Below are 15372 nucleotides of genomic sequence, written 5' to 3'. Positions count from 1 at the left end.
GCCGAAATGACACAACAAATAGCAGTATTTACTAACGTCGGCGAACGTACCAATGTGACCGGTTCAGCCATGTTCAAGCGATTGATCATGGAAGAAGATTACGAAACCGCCCTTAATGTTGCCCGTGAACAAGTCGAAAATGGTGCACAGATCATTGATATCAACATGGATGAAGCCATGTTGGATTCAAAAGCCGCGATGGTGAAGTTTCTGAACTTGATTGCCTCTGAGCCAGATATTTCTAAAGTACCGATCATGATCGACTCATCAAAATGGGAAGTTATTGAAGCCGGCTTAAAATGTATTCAAGGCAAGGCGATTGTAAACTCAATTTCACTGAAAGAAGGTGAAGAGCCTTTTATTCGTCAGGCAAAGTTAATTAAACGTTTTGGTGCTGCTGCAGTCGTCATGGCGTTTGACACCGACGGACAAGCAGAAACCGCAGATCGTAAATTTGAAATTTGTGAGCGGAGTTACCGTATTCTAGTGGACGAGATTGGTTTTCCACCAGAAGACATTATCTTCGACCCGAATATATTTGCAGTAGCAACCGGGATTGAAGAGCACGACAACTATGCTGTTGAATTTATTGAAGGCACGCGCCGAATAAAGCAAAACCTACCGTACTGTAAAGTGTCGGGCGGGGTGTCAAACGTGTCGTTCTCGTTCCGTGGTAACAACCCCGTACGTGAAGCGATCCACTCAGTATTTTTATACCATGCCATTAAAGCGGGCATGGATATGGGGATTGTGAATGCAGGCCAGTTGGCTGTGTATGACGATATTCCGGCTGAGCTTAGAAAAGCCGTTGAAGACGTTATACTGAATACCGACCCCGGTGCGGGTGAGCGCCTTGTAGAGCTGGCTCCAAAATACTCAGGGATGGCGCAAGCTGAGCGAGTTGAAGATTTAGAGTGGCGTACATGGTCCGTTGAAAAGCGCCTAGAACATGCGCTTGTAAAAGGCATTACTGAGTATATCGACGAAGACACTGAAGAGTGCCGAGCTGCAGCTGATAAGCCTATTCATGTGATTGAAGGCCCGCTGATGGATGGCATGAATGTGGTGGGTGATTTATTTGGTGCAGGTAAAATGTTCTTACCGCAGGTGGTTAAATCGGCGCGCGTAATGAAACGCGCAGTGGCTTACCTAGACCCCTATATCGAAGCAGAAAAAGAAGAAGGTGCCACGAACGGTAAAGTGGTTATGGCGACCGTTAAAGGCGATGTACATGATATTGGTAAAAACATTGTTGGCGTAGTACTGCAATGTAATAACTACGACGTGATCGATTTAGGTGTGATGGTGCCTGCGGAAAAAATTCTACAAACCGCGATTGACGAAAAAGCCGATATTATCGGTTTATCAGGCCTTATTACGCCCTCATTAGATGAAATGGTGCATGTTGCTAAAGAAATGACTCGTCGTGGTTTCGACTTACCCTTATTAATTGGGGGTGCTACTACCTCGAAAGCCCATACCGCAGTGAAAATTGAGCCACAGTACGATAAAGGTGTGGTGTATGTAAATAATGCCAGTCGTGCTGTTGGTGTGGTCTCTAACCTATTGTCTAAAGAGTTAAAACCTGCGTTTTTAGAAAAAACCAAAGCGGAGTACGAAAAAGTACGTGAACAGCAATCGCGTAAAAAACCACGCTCGAAGCCTGTCACCATTCAACGTGCTCGCGATAATGCCGCACAACTTGACTGGGATAACTACACCCCACCCGTGCCTAAAAAGCTCGGAGTGACAGAGTTTAAAAATGTGTCGATTGCCACGTTAAGACAGTACATCGATTGGACACCGTATTTCATGACATGGTCAATCGCAGGGAAGTATCCGCGTATTCTTAACGATGAAATTGTGGGTGAGCAAGCGCAAAGCTTATTTGCTGATGCCAATGCGATGCTTGACGATTTAGAACAGTCAGGTGCGCTACAACCACTGGGCGTGATTGGTTTATTCCCGGCAAACCGAGTGGGTGATGACATTGAAATTTACACCGATGAAACGCGTACAGACGTGTTAACAACCTCGTGCCATCTGCGTCAGCAAACAGAAAAAACCGATTTTGCGAATTATTGTTTAGCGGATTACATCGCCCCCAAAGGAGTCCCCGACTACTTTGGTGCCTTTGCCGTAACCGGAGGGCTTGAAGAAGACGACCTTGCTGATGCCTTCGATGCGAAACAAGATGACTATAACAAAATTATGGTTAAAGCCGTTGCAGACCGTTTAGCAGAGGCTTTTGCGGAATATTTGCATGAGCAGGTACGTAAAGAGTATTGGGGCTATGCAAGCGATGAAAACTTATCGAATGATGAGCTTATTCGCGAAAATTACCAAGGTATTCGTCCTGCACCGGGTTACCCTGCGTGCCCTGAGCACACAGAGAAAAAGAAAATCTGGCAGCTACTCGATACTGAAAATCGCATAGGTATGAAGTTGACGAGCTCTTACGCAATGTGGCCGGGAGCGGCGGTGTCTGGTTGGTATTTTTCTCACCCGGATTCTAAATACTATGCCGTGGCGCAGATTCAAAAAGATCAGGTTGAAGACTACGCTAAGCGCACCAACATGACGCTTGAAGAAGCAGAGCGCTGGTTATCGCCTAATTTAGGCTATGAGCCAGAGTAAAAAGCAATAACGTGCTATTCAAAAGCACCGTAAGTACTTAACTTACGGTGCTTTTTTGTTTTTATTTAAGGTAAATTGCATTTCTACCTCCGTTAAAACGCGCTTTAAAATCATACTTTCTTCCTTTTAATCAGCATTTAGCATGTGAAATGAGGCCAATATCCTTCAAATTTAAATATTTGTGTTAAAGTTATTAGTGTAAAGCAAGGAAATTAGGGTAAAGGTGTGATTGATTCAAGCAGCGCAAGTGACAAAGATAAAGCGCTATTTTTACGCGTATTTGCATTTATTGGTGCCATTACTTCTTTTGTAATGTCGGTTACAAGCTACCAAGATGGCTACATAACGCTCAGTTTTTTACTGGTTATTGGCGGCTTTGTTTTTGTATCGCCCTTTGTCCTTAAAAATCGCGACCGTGCTATTGCTGTGTTAATGCTTTATGCCTTGTACTCGATGATGTGCTTTTTGATTGTGTCGGGTGGTAATAATGGAACTGGGCCTTTGTGGTTATTTATTGTATCGCCTGTTACCTTTTTTATACGAGGTTTAAAACGCGGCGCATTTGACTTAATCATACTGGCTATTGTGATTTCAGTGCTGTTTTACTTCACCGATAAGCTTGGGTATTACAGCTATCCGAATCATTATTTTACGACCCGTGTCATGCTGTGTTTTTCGATTCTTTGTATTCTTGGTGGTTTCTACGAGTATTACCGTAATAAGTACAGTCGAGAGCTTATTGAGCAACTAAAAATAAATCAAAAATTAGCCCGTATTGATGCCATGACCGATTTGTTTAATCGCCGTTATGCTACTGAATGCTTGCAAGATGCGCGTTTTAACGAAGGGGCTGTCTTTTTGTTGATTGATGTAGATAACTTTAAACAAGTGAATGACACCTATGGTCATCAAATTGGTGATGATGTGCTCACTTTCATTGCTTCAATCCTCAAAAGTGTGAGTGGCGAAGAAGACATTGTTGCTCGCTGGGGCGGAGAAGAGTTCCTTATTGTGACCCCGCAAGGACATGAGCGTAGAGCAAGACAATTAGCTGAAAACATTCACCAGCAATTGGCGCAACATGCATTCCAACAAGGGGTTCATAATTTTAAAGTGACGCTGAGCATAGGGCTTCATCAGCGGGCTTCTAACGAGAGCATTGATCACTGTTTAAGTGTGGCAGATAAGTGTTTATACCTTGCTAAATCACACGGTAAAAACCAAACCGTTGCTGAGCTAGATAGTGAAACACATTCACCTGCTTAGGTAATAAAAAACCGCCAAAATGAAGTGACCCCCAATAGTTGGACATTCCAATTACTGGGGGTCTTTTTATGTGCAAAATTAGTGACTATTTTCAAAGTCACTGACTTCGCTCTCAGCTTCTTCTTTCGATTTGCCGTATTTTTGTTGGATTTTACCAACAAGCTCTTTACGGCTACCTTCAATTTTATCTAAATCGCCATCGGTAAGTTCACCCCATTTACGTTGTGCTTTACCTTTTAACTCTTTCCAATTGCCTTCTAAACGATCGCTGTTCATCATAATCTCCTTACTTTGTTAAACATTCACTTTAATAAAAGCAATCGTTATGCCATTCATGGTTTATATATAACCAACTGAATTACATCGTTTTTATTATTATGATTAGACATAGAGTGTTACATGCCTGCAATTTGTACTGGGTTTTAAGGAAAACCTTGTAATTCTTTCATTCAATGAGAGGCTGTTCATCGTTTTTTGATACAATGGGCAAAAAGAAAGTAAGAGATGCCAGACGTGCTGCCAGTTGAAGATATTTATCAATCCCTGCTAACAACAATAAAAAATAACCCTATGGCCTTATTACAAGCACCACCGGGCGCAGGTAAATCAACATGGCTGCCACTCACATTAATGCGTGAAGGGCACTTTAAACACATTGTCATGTTAGAGCCAAGACGTCTGGCTGCACGTAATATTGCCCAGTATTTGGCGAGCCAACAAAACGAAAAAGTCGGTGAAAGTGTCGGTTTGCGTATTCGAGGGGAGTCAAAAGTGAGCCCCGCCACTCGGCTTGAGATTGTCACCGAAGGTATGCTGACCCGTATGCTGCAAAACGATCCTGAGCTAAGTGGCGTTGATTTACTTATTTTTGATGAGTTTCATGAGCGTTCAATTGCTGCAGATACCGCGCTTGCCTTTGCCCTTGAAACGCAAGCGGCATTGAGAGACGACTTAACAATATTACTGATGTCGGCCACCTTAGACGGTGAGCGGTACAGTGAGTTTTTTGACTGCCCAATAATATCCTCTGAAGGGCGAAGTTACCCGATTGATGAAGTGTATATTCCACTCAAAGACGAAAGCCGATGGCTCGATGGTATACCCGCAATTATTAAACAAGCGCTCAATGAGCAAGCTGGCAGCGCATTAGTTTTTTTACCCGGACAGCGCGAAATATTACGGGTGCAGCAAGCACTAAGCGACCTTGCAGATCAGTGCGAGGTGTTTACTTTATTTGGTGAACAAAACAAAGCAGAACAACAAGCTGCAATCGCCCCTGCAACGAAAGGGAAGCGTAAAGTTGTGTTGACCACCAATGTAGCTGAAACCAGTTTAACCATCGAAGGTATACGTATTGTAATTGACAGTGGTAAGCGCCGTGCAGCCAGCTTTAATTTAAAAACCGGTGTTACAGAGCTTATAACGCAAAATATTTCGCGCTCATCGGCGGTGCAGCGAGCCGGTCGCGCAGGGCGTATTGAACCGGGCGTGGTGTATCGCTTAGGGAGTAAGCAAACCTTTGAGCGTCGCAATAATCACGACGCACCTGAAATTCTCACCAGTGATATTAGCCAGTTATTACTTGAGGCAAAGCAATGGGGCGCTTCACTTGAAGAGCTAAGCCTGCTTGATGTACCAAGCACGCAACAAATTAAGCAAGCAACAGCGCTGTTGAAAATGCTGGAAGCCATAGATGAAAATGACAAGCTGACACCGCTTGGCAGTCAAATGCTCAGCTTTGGTGCCGATATTCGGTTGTCACATATGCTGATTAAAGCACAAAAATTACAAGTAACGATGCCAGGCATATATGAGCTAGCGGCGTATTTAATCGCCTTACTCGAAAGCCGCATAACGATGCCTGCCGATCTTAATTTGGCGCTGCATAGCCAGCATACAAAGCCGCATCCCGTGTTTAAACAGCAATTAAACTATTGGTTATCACGTTTGCAATTGAAAGCAGCCTTTGAGCTTAAAACGCAATACCTTGCCTTGCTGGTGGCGTTTGCATTTCCTGACCGATTGGCGAAAAAACGCGGTAATGGTTACTTACTTGCTAATGGCGCAGGTGCTGATTTAAGTGAAGAGTTTTGGCATAACGATGACTACATTGCCATTGCCAGCATGGGCGGCCATAAAGGGAGTCGCGTATTTGCTGGCGTGGCGTTTGTGCCCAGTGAACTTGAAGATGAACTCGGCCATTTATTCACATCGCAGACGCGATGTGAATACGACGAAAAAACAGGACGTTTCATCCATCAAGATGAAGTAAAACTAGGGGCTATCACAGTATCAAGTCAGCCAAGTAAACAGCCGCTTGATAAAGCTCAGCGCACTCAAGCGTGGTTAAACTTATTTAGCAAGCATGGTTTTCAGTTATTTAATGAGCAAACTGACAATGAACAGTTACTCACTCGTATGAGTTTGGCAAGCACGCTGTTGCCAGAGTCATTTCCGACCATTAATCGAGACGAACTACGTGCACATAGCCAATGGTTAGCGCCTTACCTGAGTGATATTAAAAATCTTGAGCAGTTAAAAAAGTTTAATTACGGCGAAGCACTAAAAAATTGTTTTGATTGGCAGCAACAAAGTGCATTAAATGAGTTACTGCCATTGCGTTTAACTGTGCCAAGTGGCTCTAATGTAAGAATTACCTACCAGCTCGATGGCCCTGCAAAGCTGAGTGTGCGTATGCAAGAAGTGTATGGCATGACCAGCACACCTTTGCTTGCACAAGGTAAGTTACCGTTATTAATGGAGCTTTTATCACCTGCAAAACGGCCTCTGCAGCTTACTCAAGATTTAGCGAATTTTTGGCAAACCAGTTACCGCGACGTACAAAAAGAGATGAAAGGGCGTTACCCAAAACACTTTTGGCCAGACAACCCAGCTACGAGCCAAGCAACAAATAAAGTAAAAAGTAAAATGTGAAGTAAATAGCAAGCCAAGCGAGTAGCGGGGCTTTATAGTGACCCATCTAATTAAGTTTGCCATGGTCATAACCCGTTACAATTTCCTGCATTGTATAGGTTTCGTTTTTACTGTCTCTTTAGTAGTCTGATAAGGTCAATAGCAAAAGAGAATGCCAGTGTCTACGCCTATAACCCTAGCTCAATACGTTAAAAAACGCACCGGTGTGCCGCTGGGGCATAAAGACTCGATGCGTAATATGCTGAGTCGTTCGTTAGGTGCAAGTTCGTTTTATTTATTTTGGCGTTATTGGAATCCCATTTGGAGCTACTACTTATCGCGCTACGTGATGAAACCCAGTAATGAGGTGCTGCCAGTTTGGTGTGCTGTACTGGTAACCTTTGCCGTTAGCGGCGCTTTACATGATTTAGCGGTGAGTATAGTAAAGTTAAAACCGGTGTTCTTTTTTACTCCCTGGTTTAGTGTCATGGCTGTGGTGGTGCTTATTACTCAATTTAGTCAATTACAGTTTAGCTTTGCCCCCTGGTGGGTAAGGGCGCTCGCCAACATTAGTTTTGTGGTGCTGAGCTATTGGTTGACGAGCTTACTGTTTTAAATGCTTTAAATATAATGTGGTTATTTTAATACTCAGCCGCAGTGTCTTTAACTAAGTAATTGCTAATTACAGTCTTTGTCGTTATTTTAGGTTTAAGATTAATAGAATAACGAACAAGGAATAACAATGAAGCATCTTTATTTTTTAGCTATTTGCCTGCTTAGCGCATTTAGCAGCCAAGCAAAGCAAGCTAACCCGGAGCTCGCAGCGCTGGCACAGCAATACTTTAATACCATGGTCGCAACGCAAGCGCCTAACGCCACTAAAAAAGAATTAGAGGCCTTTTTAGCTTTATTAACAGACGATGTAGCAAACCAACATTTACCTTATCAAACTGATGATTCAAGAGAGCCAGATGGTAAAGCGATGATGCGCAAAGGGATGACTTTTTACCTTGGTGCACACACTGAATATCAAGCCAACTTACTAGATACCTTCATTTTTAATGACTCAGCCATTGCGTTGCGTTACACCCATCACGCAAAAGGTATCCACCCGCAAAATCAGCAAGCCATTGAGTACACGCAAACCATCATGGATGTACTCGAAATAGAAAATGGCAAGGTAGCCGTTATTCGAAAATACCATGAATGATCTTAGCTGTACTTTTAACGTATCGTGAGCGCTTGAATAAGCGCTTTTTTAATAAAAACAGCCCGCAAAAAATAACCTCCGTTTCCTACTTATTTGCCTAAATTCATACTTTTTAGACTTTATTTTGCATAAATTTAAAACTTTTTTATATCTCGAATAATAAACTGAATAACAGAGGCTTAGCTAAACTTTAGTGGAACGGTTTTCGGGTGTTTACAATTTGTCAACCTTGAATTGGCAAATTGATTACCTTACCATTTATTTTAATTGAACGTTCAATCAATAAAAAATTATGCCGAAAGTTGGAATGGAACCTGTTCGCCGTCAGCAGTTAATTGACGCCACAATTGAGTCGGTTGCAGAGCTTGGTTTGCAAGGCACCACCATAAATAGCATTAGTAAAAAGGCCGGCTTATCGTCGGGCATTATCAGTCATTATTTTGGTGGTAAGCAGGGCTTGATTGAAGCCACTGTGCGTTATTTATTGTCGAGCTTAAAGAGTGCTTTATTGAATCGAGTAACGCAACAAACCAGCCCTGAGCAACGACTGATGTTTATCGTTGAAGCAAACTTTTCGCGTACTCAGCAGCAAAGCAATAACACCAAAACCTGGTTGAGCTTTTGGGCGCATTCAATGCACGACGCTCAATTGCATCGCTTACAAAACGTTAATAGTAAACGTTTGTTTAGTAATTTATTGAGCTCATTCAAACAGTTAATGAGCGATAGCGATGCTAATTTAGCTGCTGAGTTAAGTGCAGCCATGATCGATGGTTTATGGTTAAGAGCCGTATTAAGTAAGTCAGACCAAGATCAATTTGAACATTGTGAGCAATTAGTAAAAGACTACATTCGTTCACTAATAAAACAGTATGGAGCCTAAAATGACCACACCTGTTTACGAAAATTTTATAAATGGCCACTTTTTGAAGAATCAAAGTGGCGATACCTTTGCGGTAAAGAACCCAGCGACAGACGAGGTGATTTATCACGTTGAAGTGGCCGATGAGTTTATTCAAAACGCCGCTATTGAAAGTGCGAAGCAAGGCTTTGCTGCTTGGTCTGCAATGACCCCGATTGAGCGTAGTCGCATTTTATTAAAAGCGGTGTCTATTTTGCGTGAACGTAATGATGAACTAGCAAAAGTTGAAGTGCTTGATACGGGTAAACCATGGCAAGAAGCTGAGTGTGTTGATGTAGAAACTGGCGCAGACGTGATTGAGTATTTTGCTGGTCTTGCGCCTGCTCAAGTAGGTCAGCAGCAAATGGTCGGTAATGACTTTTATTACACGCGTAAAGAACCTTTAGGTATTTGTGCGGGCATTGGCGCATGGAACTACCCACTGCAAATTGCGTGTTGGAAATCAGGCCCCGCACTCGCTGCAGGTAATGCGGTGATTTTTAAACCATCAGAAGAAACCCCACTGGGTGCCATTAAACTTGCTGAAATATTTATCGAAGCAGGTGTACCAGCAGGTGTATTCAATGTTGTACAAGGGGCTGGTGAAGTAGGTCAATGGCTAACAGCAAACCCAGACATCGAAAAAGTGTCGTTTACGGGTGAAGTAGGCACAGGTAAAAAAGTGATGGCAAGTGCTGCGGGTTCACTAAAAGACGTGACCATGGAGCTTGGCGGTAAGTCACCGCTGTTAGTGTTTGATGATGCCGATGTTTCACAAGCGGTAAGTGCCGCAATGCTAGGTAACTTTTATACTCAAGGCGAAGTTTGTACTAACTGTACACGAATTTATGTGCACAAAAATGTGTATCAGCAGTTTATTGATGAGCTGAAAACACGCACTGAGCAAAATATTATTGCTGGCGACCCAATGGATCCTGAGGTGAATTTAGGGGCGCTGATCTCTAAAAAACACCAAGAGTTGGTGCTTAGCTATATCGATAAAGGTATTTCAGAAGGGGCGACGTTATTAACCGGTGGTAAGGCTTTATCACCTGCCTCAGCACCGAACGGCTATTTTGTAGAACCGACCATTTTCGTTGATTGTAAAGACGACATGACCATTGTTAAAGAAGAAATCTTTGGTCCGGTAATGAGCGTATTAGTCTTTGATGACGAAGACGATGTGATTCGCCGTGCGAACGATACTCACCTCGGTTTAGCTGCGGGCGTGTTTACGAAAGATATTCAACGTGCCCACCGTGTTATTCACCAATTACAAGCGGGTATTTGTTGGATTAATAGCTATGGTAACTCACCAGCAGAAATGCCTGTAGGCGGTTATAAGCAATCGGGCATTGGTCGCGAAAACGGCATTGAAACACTTGAACACTACACCCAAACAAAATCGATTTACGTGGGTATGAGCAATATAGAGAGTCCATTTTAATGAGTACACAGAACTATGATTACATCATAGTCGGTGCAGGCTCAGCAGGCTGCGTGTTGGCTAACCGACTATCAGCAGACCCTTCAAACAAGGTGTTATTACTTGAAACGGGTGGTAGCGATAAAAGCATCTTTATTAAGATGCCTACAGCGCTGTCAATTCCAATGAATACTGATAAATATGCATGGCAGTTTCACACTGAGCCAGAGCCTTATTTAGATAACCGCCAAATGCACTGTCCTCGCGGGAAAGTTTTAGGTGGTTCGTCATCTATTAACGGCATGGTGTATGTCCGAGGCCATGCAAAAGATTTTGATGAGTGGCAGCAGCATGGCGCTGAAGGTTGGGATTACCAAGCCTGTTTGCCTTACTTTAAACGCGCTGAATCGTTTTATTTAGGGGGAGATAGTTACCGTGGTGATAACGGCCCATTAGGGGTTAATAACGGTAATGAAATGGCGAACCCTTTATACAAAGCGTTTATCAAAGCGGGCCAACAAGCAGGGTATGCTCACACCGATGATTATAACGGTGCACAGCAAGAAGGTTTTGGGCCAATGCACATGACTGTGAAAAATGGTGTGCGCAGTTCGGCAAGTCGTGAGTATTTAGACCCCGTTAAGTCACGTAAAAACTTAACCGTGGTAACCGGCGCATTAGCTGAAAAAGTATTGCTTGAAGGTAAAAAAGCAACGGGTGTTGAATTTTCTTTATCGGGTACTAGACAGCAAGCGTTTGCCACAAAAGACGTTATTTTAAGTGCCGGTCCAATTGGCTCGCCGCATATTCTTCAGTTGTCTGGTATTGGCGATAAAGAGGCACTCGCTAAAGCGGGTGTAGAGGTTAAACACCACTTACCAGGTGTGGGCAAAAACTTACAAGATCATTTGGAGTTTTACTTTCAATATAAGTGTAAGCAGCCAATTACTTTAAATGGCAAGTTAGGGCTTATTTCGAAAGGCTTAATTGGGGCGCGTTGGTTATTAAACCGCTCAGGTTTAGGGGCGACGAACCACTTTGAATCGTGTGCGTTTATTCGCTCAAAACCCGGTGTCGAATGGCCAGATATTCAATATCACTTTTTACCAGCAGCGATTCGTTACGATGGTAAAAGTGCTTTTGATGGGCATGGCTTCCAAGTGCATGTTGGTCATAACAAACCTAAAAGCCGTGGTGAGGTGACGATTAAGTCGGCTGATCCTAGGGTTGCACCTAAAATACAATTTAATTATTTACAACACAAAGATGACATTGAAGGCTTTAGAGCTTGCGTGCGCTTAACTCGAGAAATCATTGAACAAAGCGCTTTTGATGCGTATCGCGATGATGAAATTCAACCGGGTAAAAATGTGCAAAGCGACGAAGAAATCGATGCATTTGTTCGTCAAGCGGTCGAAAGTGCTTATCATCCTTCGTGTTCGTGCAAGATGGGTGAAGACGAGATGGCAGTTGTTAACTCGCAAACTCAAGTACACGGCATTGAAGGTTTAAGGGTCGTGGATTCGTCTATCTTCCCAACCGTTCCAAACGGAAATTTAAATGCGCCTACCATTATGGTGGCAGAAAAAGCGGCAGATCTAATTTTAGGTAAGCCTTTATTAACGGCATCAAGCGCAGATGTTGCTATGGAAAAACAATGGCAATCAACGCAGCGTAGTTCGGAGATTTAATAAGGCCACCCGCAGTGTCGGCTGTGGGGCTTGCAGTGGCGCGCATCATAAGTTGTTTATGATGCGTTAATGCGAGGGAAAAAAATGGGAGAAACAATGAAGTATTATTACTTATTTTGGGGGGGTAACTATGACCTTATGGCTTAGTGCTGGCATCATTTTTACCCTATTAGCAATTGCGGTTATTTTATTTAAATGGGGTACTGTAAGGTGTGTAGGTGTCACACCGGTGAGAACATTTACGTTCATAGCAATTTTATTTACATCAGGCCTAGACGTTGGCTTGATTATGTTTCCACTGACAGAGTTTGCAGGTTATGCAGACATAAAAGCAAGCCCAGAGTATGCGTTTGCCAATCCATTAGCCATTGAGTTTGGTTTTTGGGGCTTCTTGATCTGGGGATTTTATTTCCTTACGTGCTTTTATTTCTGTGTAATAGAACCCAAAGTGAAGTTTTTTGAAATCGCTTGGGTAAAACTAATTAATAACATCGTTATTATTGGTACATGCGCATTTACTGCATTTTTACTACTGTCGAACTTACCGTGGTATTTACCTTCATTAGGTGATGGTGAGTCAATTATTCCGACTTTCTACTTACTGGTGTTTGCAGCAATCTGTTTTGCGGTGTACTCAAGTACTGACATTAAATATGTGCGCTTTTTAAGTATTTCTACAACGTGGTTATTTATCGCATTAATTGCGTTTATGTGGGTCGGTGCATTTGTTGGCTCTGAAGCGCAAACATCAGCATTTGTTGATAACTTAGCGTTAATAGGTGGCTATTTTGGCAACATCGATGAGTTTGTATTACCCCTAAATGATTACCATGCTTTTTATCTATTTTGGTGGTTTGCGTGGAGTATTATGATTGGTCAATTTACGTCACGTTTTGTAGGTGGTTTAAAAACCTATCAAGTACTCGCTGCAATGTTAATTTTTCCGTCTATTCCTATTGCTATTTGGTTTAGTGTTTTATACCAGTACCACGAAGCGGGTATTGCCACTGCGGGCCTTAAAAACATAGCGATGGTATTTGTTGGTGTGGTGTTTGTGATTAACTCACTCGATTCTTTGATCCGTTTATACACAGATAATCTAAACTTAACGGTGAAGCGTTTAGGCAAACTTAATTATATTGCCTTAAATGTGGTTGCGCTTTCATTACTGACTCTGCTGTTTAAGTTCGACTTTTTACAGATCCAATGGGTTGGTGCGTTAGTTATCGCGTTATTTTTCGGCTGCGCCGTGTTTATTGGCTATAGCAAATATAAAACCGTGAAAAACATCGAAGGCTCGCCAAAAGACAACAAATTAGATTTTACAAAAATAGAAACAGTTAGCTAAGGGAAACCAACATGACAACAAGACAAACAGTATTAGCAACAGCGTTGCCATTGGCACTACTTTCGACATCAGCGATGGCTGACTTATCTACCACCGTTACACTTGCATCTGACTATACCTTCAACGGTGTTAGTCAAACGATGAACGACCCTGCTATTCAGGGCAGCCTAGATTATGCCTTTGCAGATTCAGGCATGTATGTCGGTACGTGGGCCTCAAATGTTGATTTTGGTGAAGGCACCGACATTGAATGGGATGCTTACTTAGGTCATTTTGTTGAGCTCAATGAGGCCCTCAGTGTTGATTATGGTATTGCATATTACTCGTACCACGGTGAAGATTATTCTAGCGATGGTAACTACTTTGAAACCTACGCTAAATTTGGTTATACCAACAGCTTAGGTTTCACAGAGTTGAACTTTTGGTATGCATGGGATTATTTTGGTACCGATGCAGGCCATGTGATTTCTATGATTGCCCACACGGTTGAAATTGCGCCGAATCATGCGATACGTGCAAGTTTTGATATTTCTAACTCGTTAGATGGTAATAAATTTGCGTGGGATGGCAACGATAAATCTTATAACCATTATCGTTTGGCGTACCAAACTAGTTTTGCAGGTTTTGACTTTGAGCTTGCAGGTGAAAACACCAGTCTAGACTGGGATACTGCCGATGAGCGTATCGTCGCGTCTATTTCGCGCAGTTTTGATCTGTAAAAAGAACCCCCTCTATTTATCAAAACGGCTAACCTAGGTTAGCCGTTTTTAATGCTGATAATTAAAACTCTATGCCTTCGTGTTGCATGGCCAAGTCATCAAGCTCGGCTAAGGTATAATCAAACCCTGAGTTATCCGCTTCATAGCGAATCTTCACGCCAAAACCGCCTTGGCATAGGCTGGCTTTAACATTAGCCACAGACCAGTGTCTGAGTTTATTTAAAAAGCGGTTAGCGGTTTGTTGAGAGTCAAAGCGATAACGAACCTCTGATTCCATGTACTTATTAGCCTTTAAATTTTTTCGAGAGTGTATGTAATTGCTCCGCTTAAATCAATTGCTCGTTAAAAAATGCGAGTGTGCGTTGCCAAGAAAGCTCTGCCTGCTTTTCATCATAGCGTGATGTTGAATCGTTATGAAAACCATGGTTTGCCTTCTCGTACATATGCATCGTGTAGGGGACTTGGTGAGCTTTTAAATCAGCCTCATAATCTGGCCAAGTCTCATTCACACGTGTATCGAATTCAGCTAAATGTACCAATAACGGTGCTTTGATGTTTTTTCTAAGCTCTTTAACCGCGGGCGTACCATAGTAAGGCACGCCTGCATTAATTAACGTGCTGTCGATAGCGGCTAAGTAATTCACCATATAACCACCAAAGCAAAAGCCCACAGCGCCAAGTTTGCCATTGCTGTTTGGGTGTTGTTTTAAGTACTCTGCTGCGGCGACAAAGTCTTGCTGAATTTTTTCTTTATCCATTGAACGCTGCATTGCGCGGCCTTCATCATCGTTACCAGGATAGCCACCTAACGGGTGCAACGCATCTGGGGCAAACGCAATAAATCCTGCTTTGGCAAGGCGGCGAGCGACATCTTTAATATAAGGATTAAGCCCACGATTTTCGTGAATAACGAGTACAATAGGGCGCTTAGAGGTTAAATTTGTCGGTTCGACTAAATAGCCTTTACCCTCGCCATGCCCTTTAAAGGAGTCGAAGGTTTTATAGCTGGCTTTTATGTCTGGGTCGTTAAAGGATACTTGCTCTGCTAAGGCGTAATTAGGCAGTAGAGCACTACTTAATACTGCCATCGAATAACCAAGAGCCACAAGACCACCGAGTTTTTTCATAAAAGTACGACGGTCTATCAAGCCATGGGCATATTCGTCGTACCAATCGAAGGCTTCTTGGGGAATGTGGTTGTGGCGTTGCTCAGTCATACTTATATCCTTTAAAAATGAATTCAGTTTATAACTTTAGACTA

General features: G+C 42.7%; 13 protein-coding genes. 10 read left to right on the top strand and 3 right to left on the bottom strand.

Annotation, left to right across the window (positions count from 1 at the left end; translation table 11 throughout):
• The first annotated feature begins 6 nt into the window (after window positions 1-6).
• Together metH and GZH31_RS12060 are read left to right on the top strand one after the other, a co-directional pair.
• A complete protein-coding gene (metH, locus tag GZH31_RS12065; protein ID WP_180311040.1) occupies window positions 7-2637 on the top strand; it encodes a methionine synthase in 2631 nt (876 codons plus the stop codon).
• Between the two features lie 225 nt (window positions 2638-2862).
• The gene (locus GZH31_RS12060; protein WP_180311039.1) at window positions 2863-3903 is read left to right on the top strand and encodes a GGDEF domain-containing protein; all 1041 of its coding nucleotides are present in this window, start codon (window positions 2863-2865) and stop codon (window positions 3901-3903) included.
• A gap of 78 nt (window positions 3904-3981) precedes the next feature.
• Here GZH31_RS12060 and GZH31_RS12055 read toward each other — a convergent pair whose 3' ends face one another.
• On the bottom strand, window positions 3982-4179 hold the full coding sequence (locus tag GZH31_RS12055) for a CsbD family protein (protein ID WP_036966535.1): 198 nt from the start codon (window positions 4177-4179) through the stop codon (window positions 3982-3984).
• Window positions 4180-4416: 237 nt separating this feature from the next.
• On the opposite strand from GZH31_RS12055, the gene hrpB reads away from it, so the two are divergent.
• The 8 genes from hrpB (at window position 4417) to GZH31_RS12015 (ending at window position 14111) form a co-directional block, all read left to right on the top strand.
• On the top strand, window positions 4417-6837 hold the full coding sequence (hrpB, locus tag GZH31_RS12050) for an ATP-dependent helicase HrpB (protein WP_180311648.1): 2421 nt from the start codon (window positions 4417-4419) through the stop codon (window positions 6835-6837).
• A 151-nt stretch (window positions 6838-6988) separates the two neighbouring features.
• Window positions 6989-7432, top strand: a complete 444-nt coding sequence (locus GZH31_RS12045) for an acyltransferase (RefSeq protein ID WP_371915647.1) — start codon at window positions 6989-6991, stop codon at window positions 7430-7432.
• A 126-nt stretch (window positions 7433-7558) separates the two neighbouring features.
• Entirely contained in the window at window positions 7559-8026 is a 468-nt protein-coding gene (locus GZH31_RS12040) for a nuclear transport factor 2 family protein (protein WP_075594438.1), read from the top strand.
• A gap of 292 nt (window positions 8027-8318) precedes the next feature.
• The gene (gene betI, locus GZH31_RS12035; protein WP_036966541.1) at window positions 8319-8909 is read left to right on the top strand and encodes a transcriptional regulator BetI; all 591 of its coding nucleotides are present in this window, start codon (window positions 8319-8321) and stop codon (window positions 8907-8909) included.
• 1 nt (window position 8910) lies between these two features.
• Entirely contained in the window at window positions 8911-10374 is a 1464-nt protein-coding gene (betB, locus tag GZH31_RS12030; RefSeq protein ID WP_075594439.1) for a betaine-aldehyde dehydrogenase, read from the top strand.
• Window positions 10374-12044 (top strand): choline dehydrogenase, encoded by a 1671-nt coding sequence (gene betA, locus GZH31_RS12025; protein WP_180311038.1) that lies wholly within the window; start codon window positions 10374-10376, stop codon window positions 12042-12044. The genes betB and betA overlap by 1 nt, the downstream gene beginning before the upstream one ends.
• A 130-nt stretch (window positions 12045-12174) precedes the next feature.
• Complete coding sequence (locus GZH31_RS12020) at window positions 12175-13392, top strand: choline transporter (protein WP_075594441.1); 1218 nt, start codon at window positions 12175-12177, stop codon at window positions 13390-13392.
• 11 nt (window positions 13393-13403) lie between these two features.
• Window positions 13404-14111 (top strand): TorF family putative porin, encoded by a 708-nt coding sequence (locus tag GZH31_RS12015; protein WP_036966552.1) that lies wholly within the window; start codon window positions 13404-13406, stop codon window positions 14109-14111.
• 61 nt (window positions 14112-14172) lie between these two features.
• Here the strand turns inward: GZH31_RS12015 and GZH31_RS12010 are convergent, their stop codons facing one another.
• Window positions 14173-14388 carry a hypothetical protein gene (locus GZH31_RS12010; RefSeq protein ID WP_036966555.1) on the bottom strand — a complete coding sequence of 72 codons (216 nt, stop codon included), beginning with the start codon at window positions 14386-14388 and terminating at the stop codon, window positions 14173-14175.
• Between the two features lie 49 nt (window positions 14389-14437).
• Window positions 14438-15328, bottom strand: coding sequence for a dienelactone hydrolase family protein (locus GZH31_RS12005; RefSeq protein WP_118844565.1), 891 nt, complete (start codon window positions 15326-15328; stop codon window positions 14438-14440).
• Window positions 15329-15372 lie beyond the last annotated feature (44 nt).

Origin of the sequence: Pseudoalteromonas sp. JSTW (assembly GCF_013423925.1) — a bacterium.
Taxonomy (GTDB): Bacteria; Pseudomonadota; Gammaproteobacteria; order Enterobacterales; family Alteromonadaceae; genus Pseudoalteromonas; species Pseudoalteromonas lipolytica.
The sequence above is the reverse complement of the archived record's forward strand: the minus strand, read 5'-3'. Positions and strand labels throughout refer to the sequence as shown.

Bases quoted from the DNA above. Each gene is read 5' to 3' on its own strand.
- metH (WP_180311040.1), top strand. From the start codon at position 7: ATGACACAACAAATAGCAGTATTTACTAACGTCGGCGAACGTACCAAT.
- GZH31_RS12055 (WP_036966535.1), bottom strand. From the start codon at position 4,179: ATGAACAGCGATCGTTTAGAAGGCAATTGGAAAGAGTTAAAAGGTAAA.
- GZH31_RS12045 (WP_371915647.1), top strand. From the start codon at position 6,989: ATGCCAGTGTCTACGCCTATAACCCTAGCTCAATACGTTAAAAAACGC.
- GZH31_RS12040 (WP_075594438.1), top strand. From the start codon at position 7,559: ATGAAGCATCTTTATTTTTTAGCTATTTGCCTGCTTAGCGCATTTAGC.
- betI (WP_036966541.1), top strand. From the start codon at position 8,319: ATGCCGAAAGTTGGAATGGAACCTGTTCGCCGTCAGCAGTTAATTGAC.
- betB (WP_075594439.1), top strand. From the start codon at position 8,911: ATGACCACACCTGTTTACGAAAATTTTATAAATGGCCACTTTTTGAAG.
- betA (WP_180311038.1), top strand. From the start codon at position 10,374: ATGAGTACACAGAACTATGATTACATCATAGTCGGTGCAGGCTCAGCA.
- GZH31_RS12020 (WP_075594441.1), top strand. From the start codon at position 12,175: ATGACCTTATGGCTTAGTGCTGGCATCATTTTTACCCTATTAGCAATT.
- GZH31_RS12015 (WP_036966552.1), top strand. From the start codon at position 13,404: ATGACAACAAGACAAACAGTATTAGCAACAGCGTTGCCATTGGCACTA.
- GZH31_RS12010 (WP_036966555.1), bottom strand. From the start codon at position 14,388: ATGGAATCAGAGGTTCGTTATCGCTTTGACTCTCAACAAACCGCTAAC.
- GZH31_RS12005 (WP_118844565.1), bottom strand. From the start codon at position 15,328: ATGACTGAGCAACGCCACAACCACATTCCCCAAGAAGCCTTCGATTGG.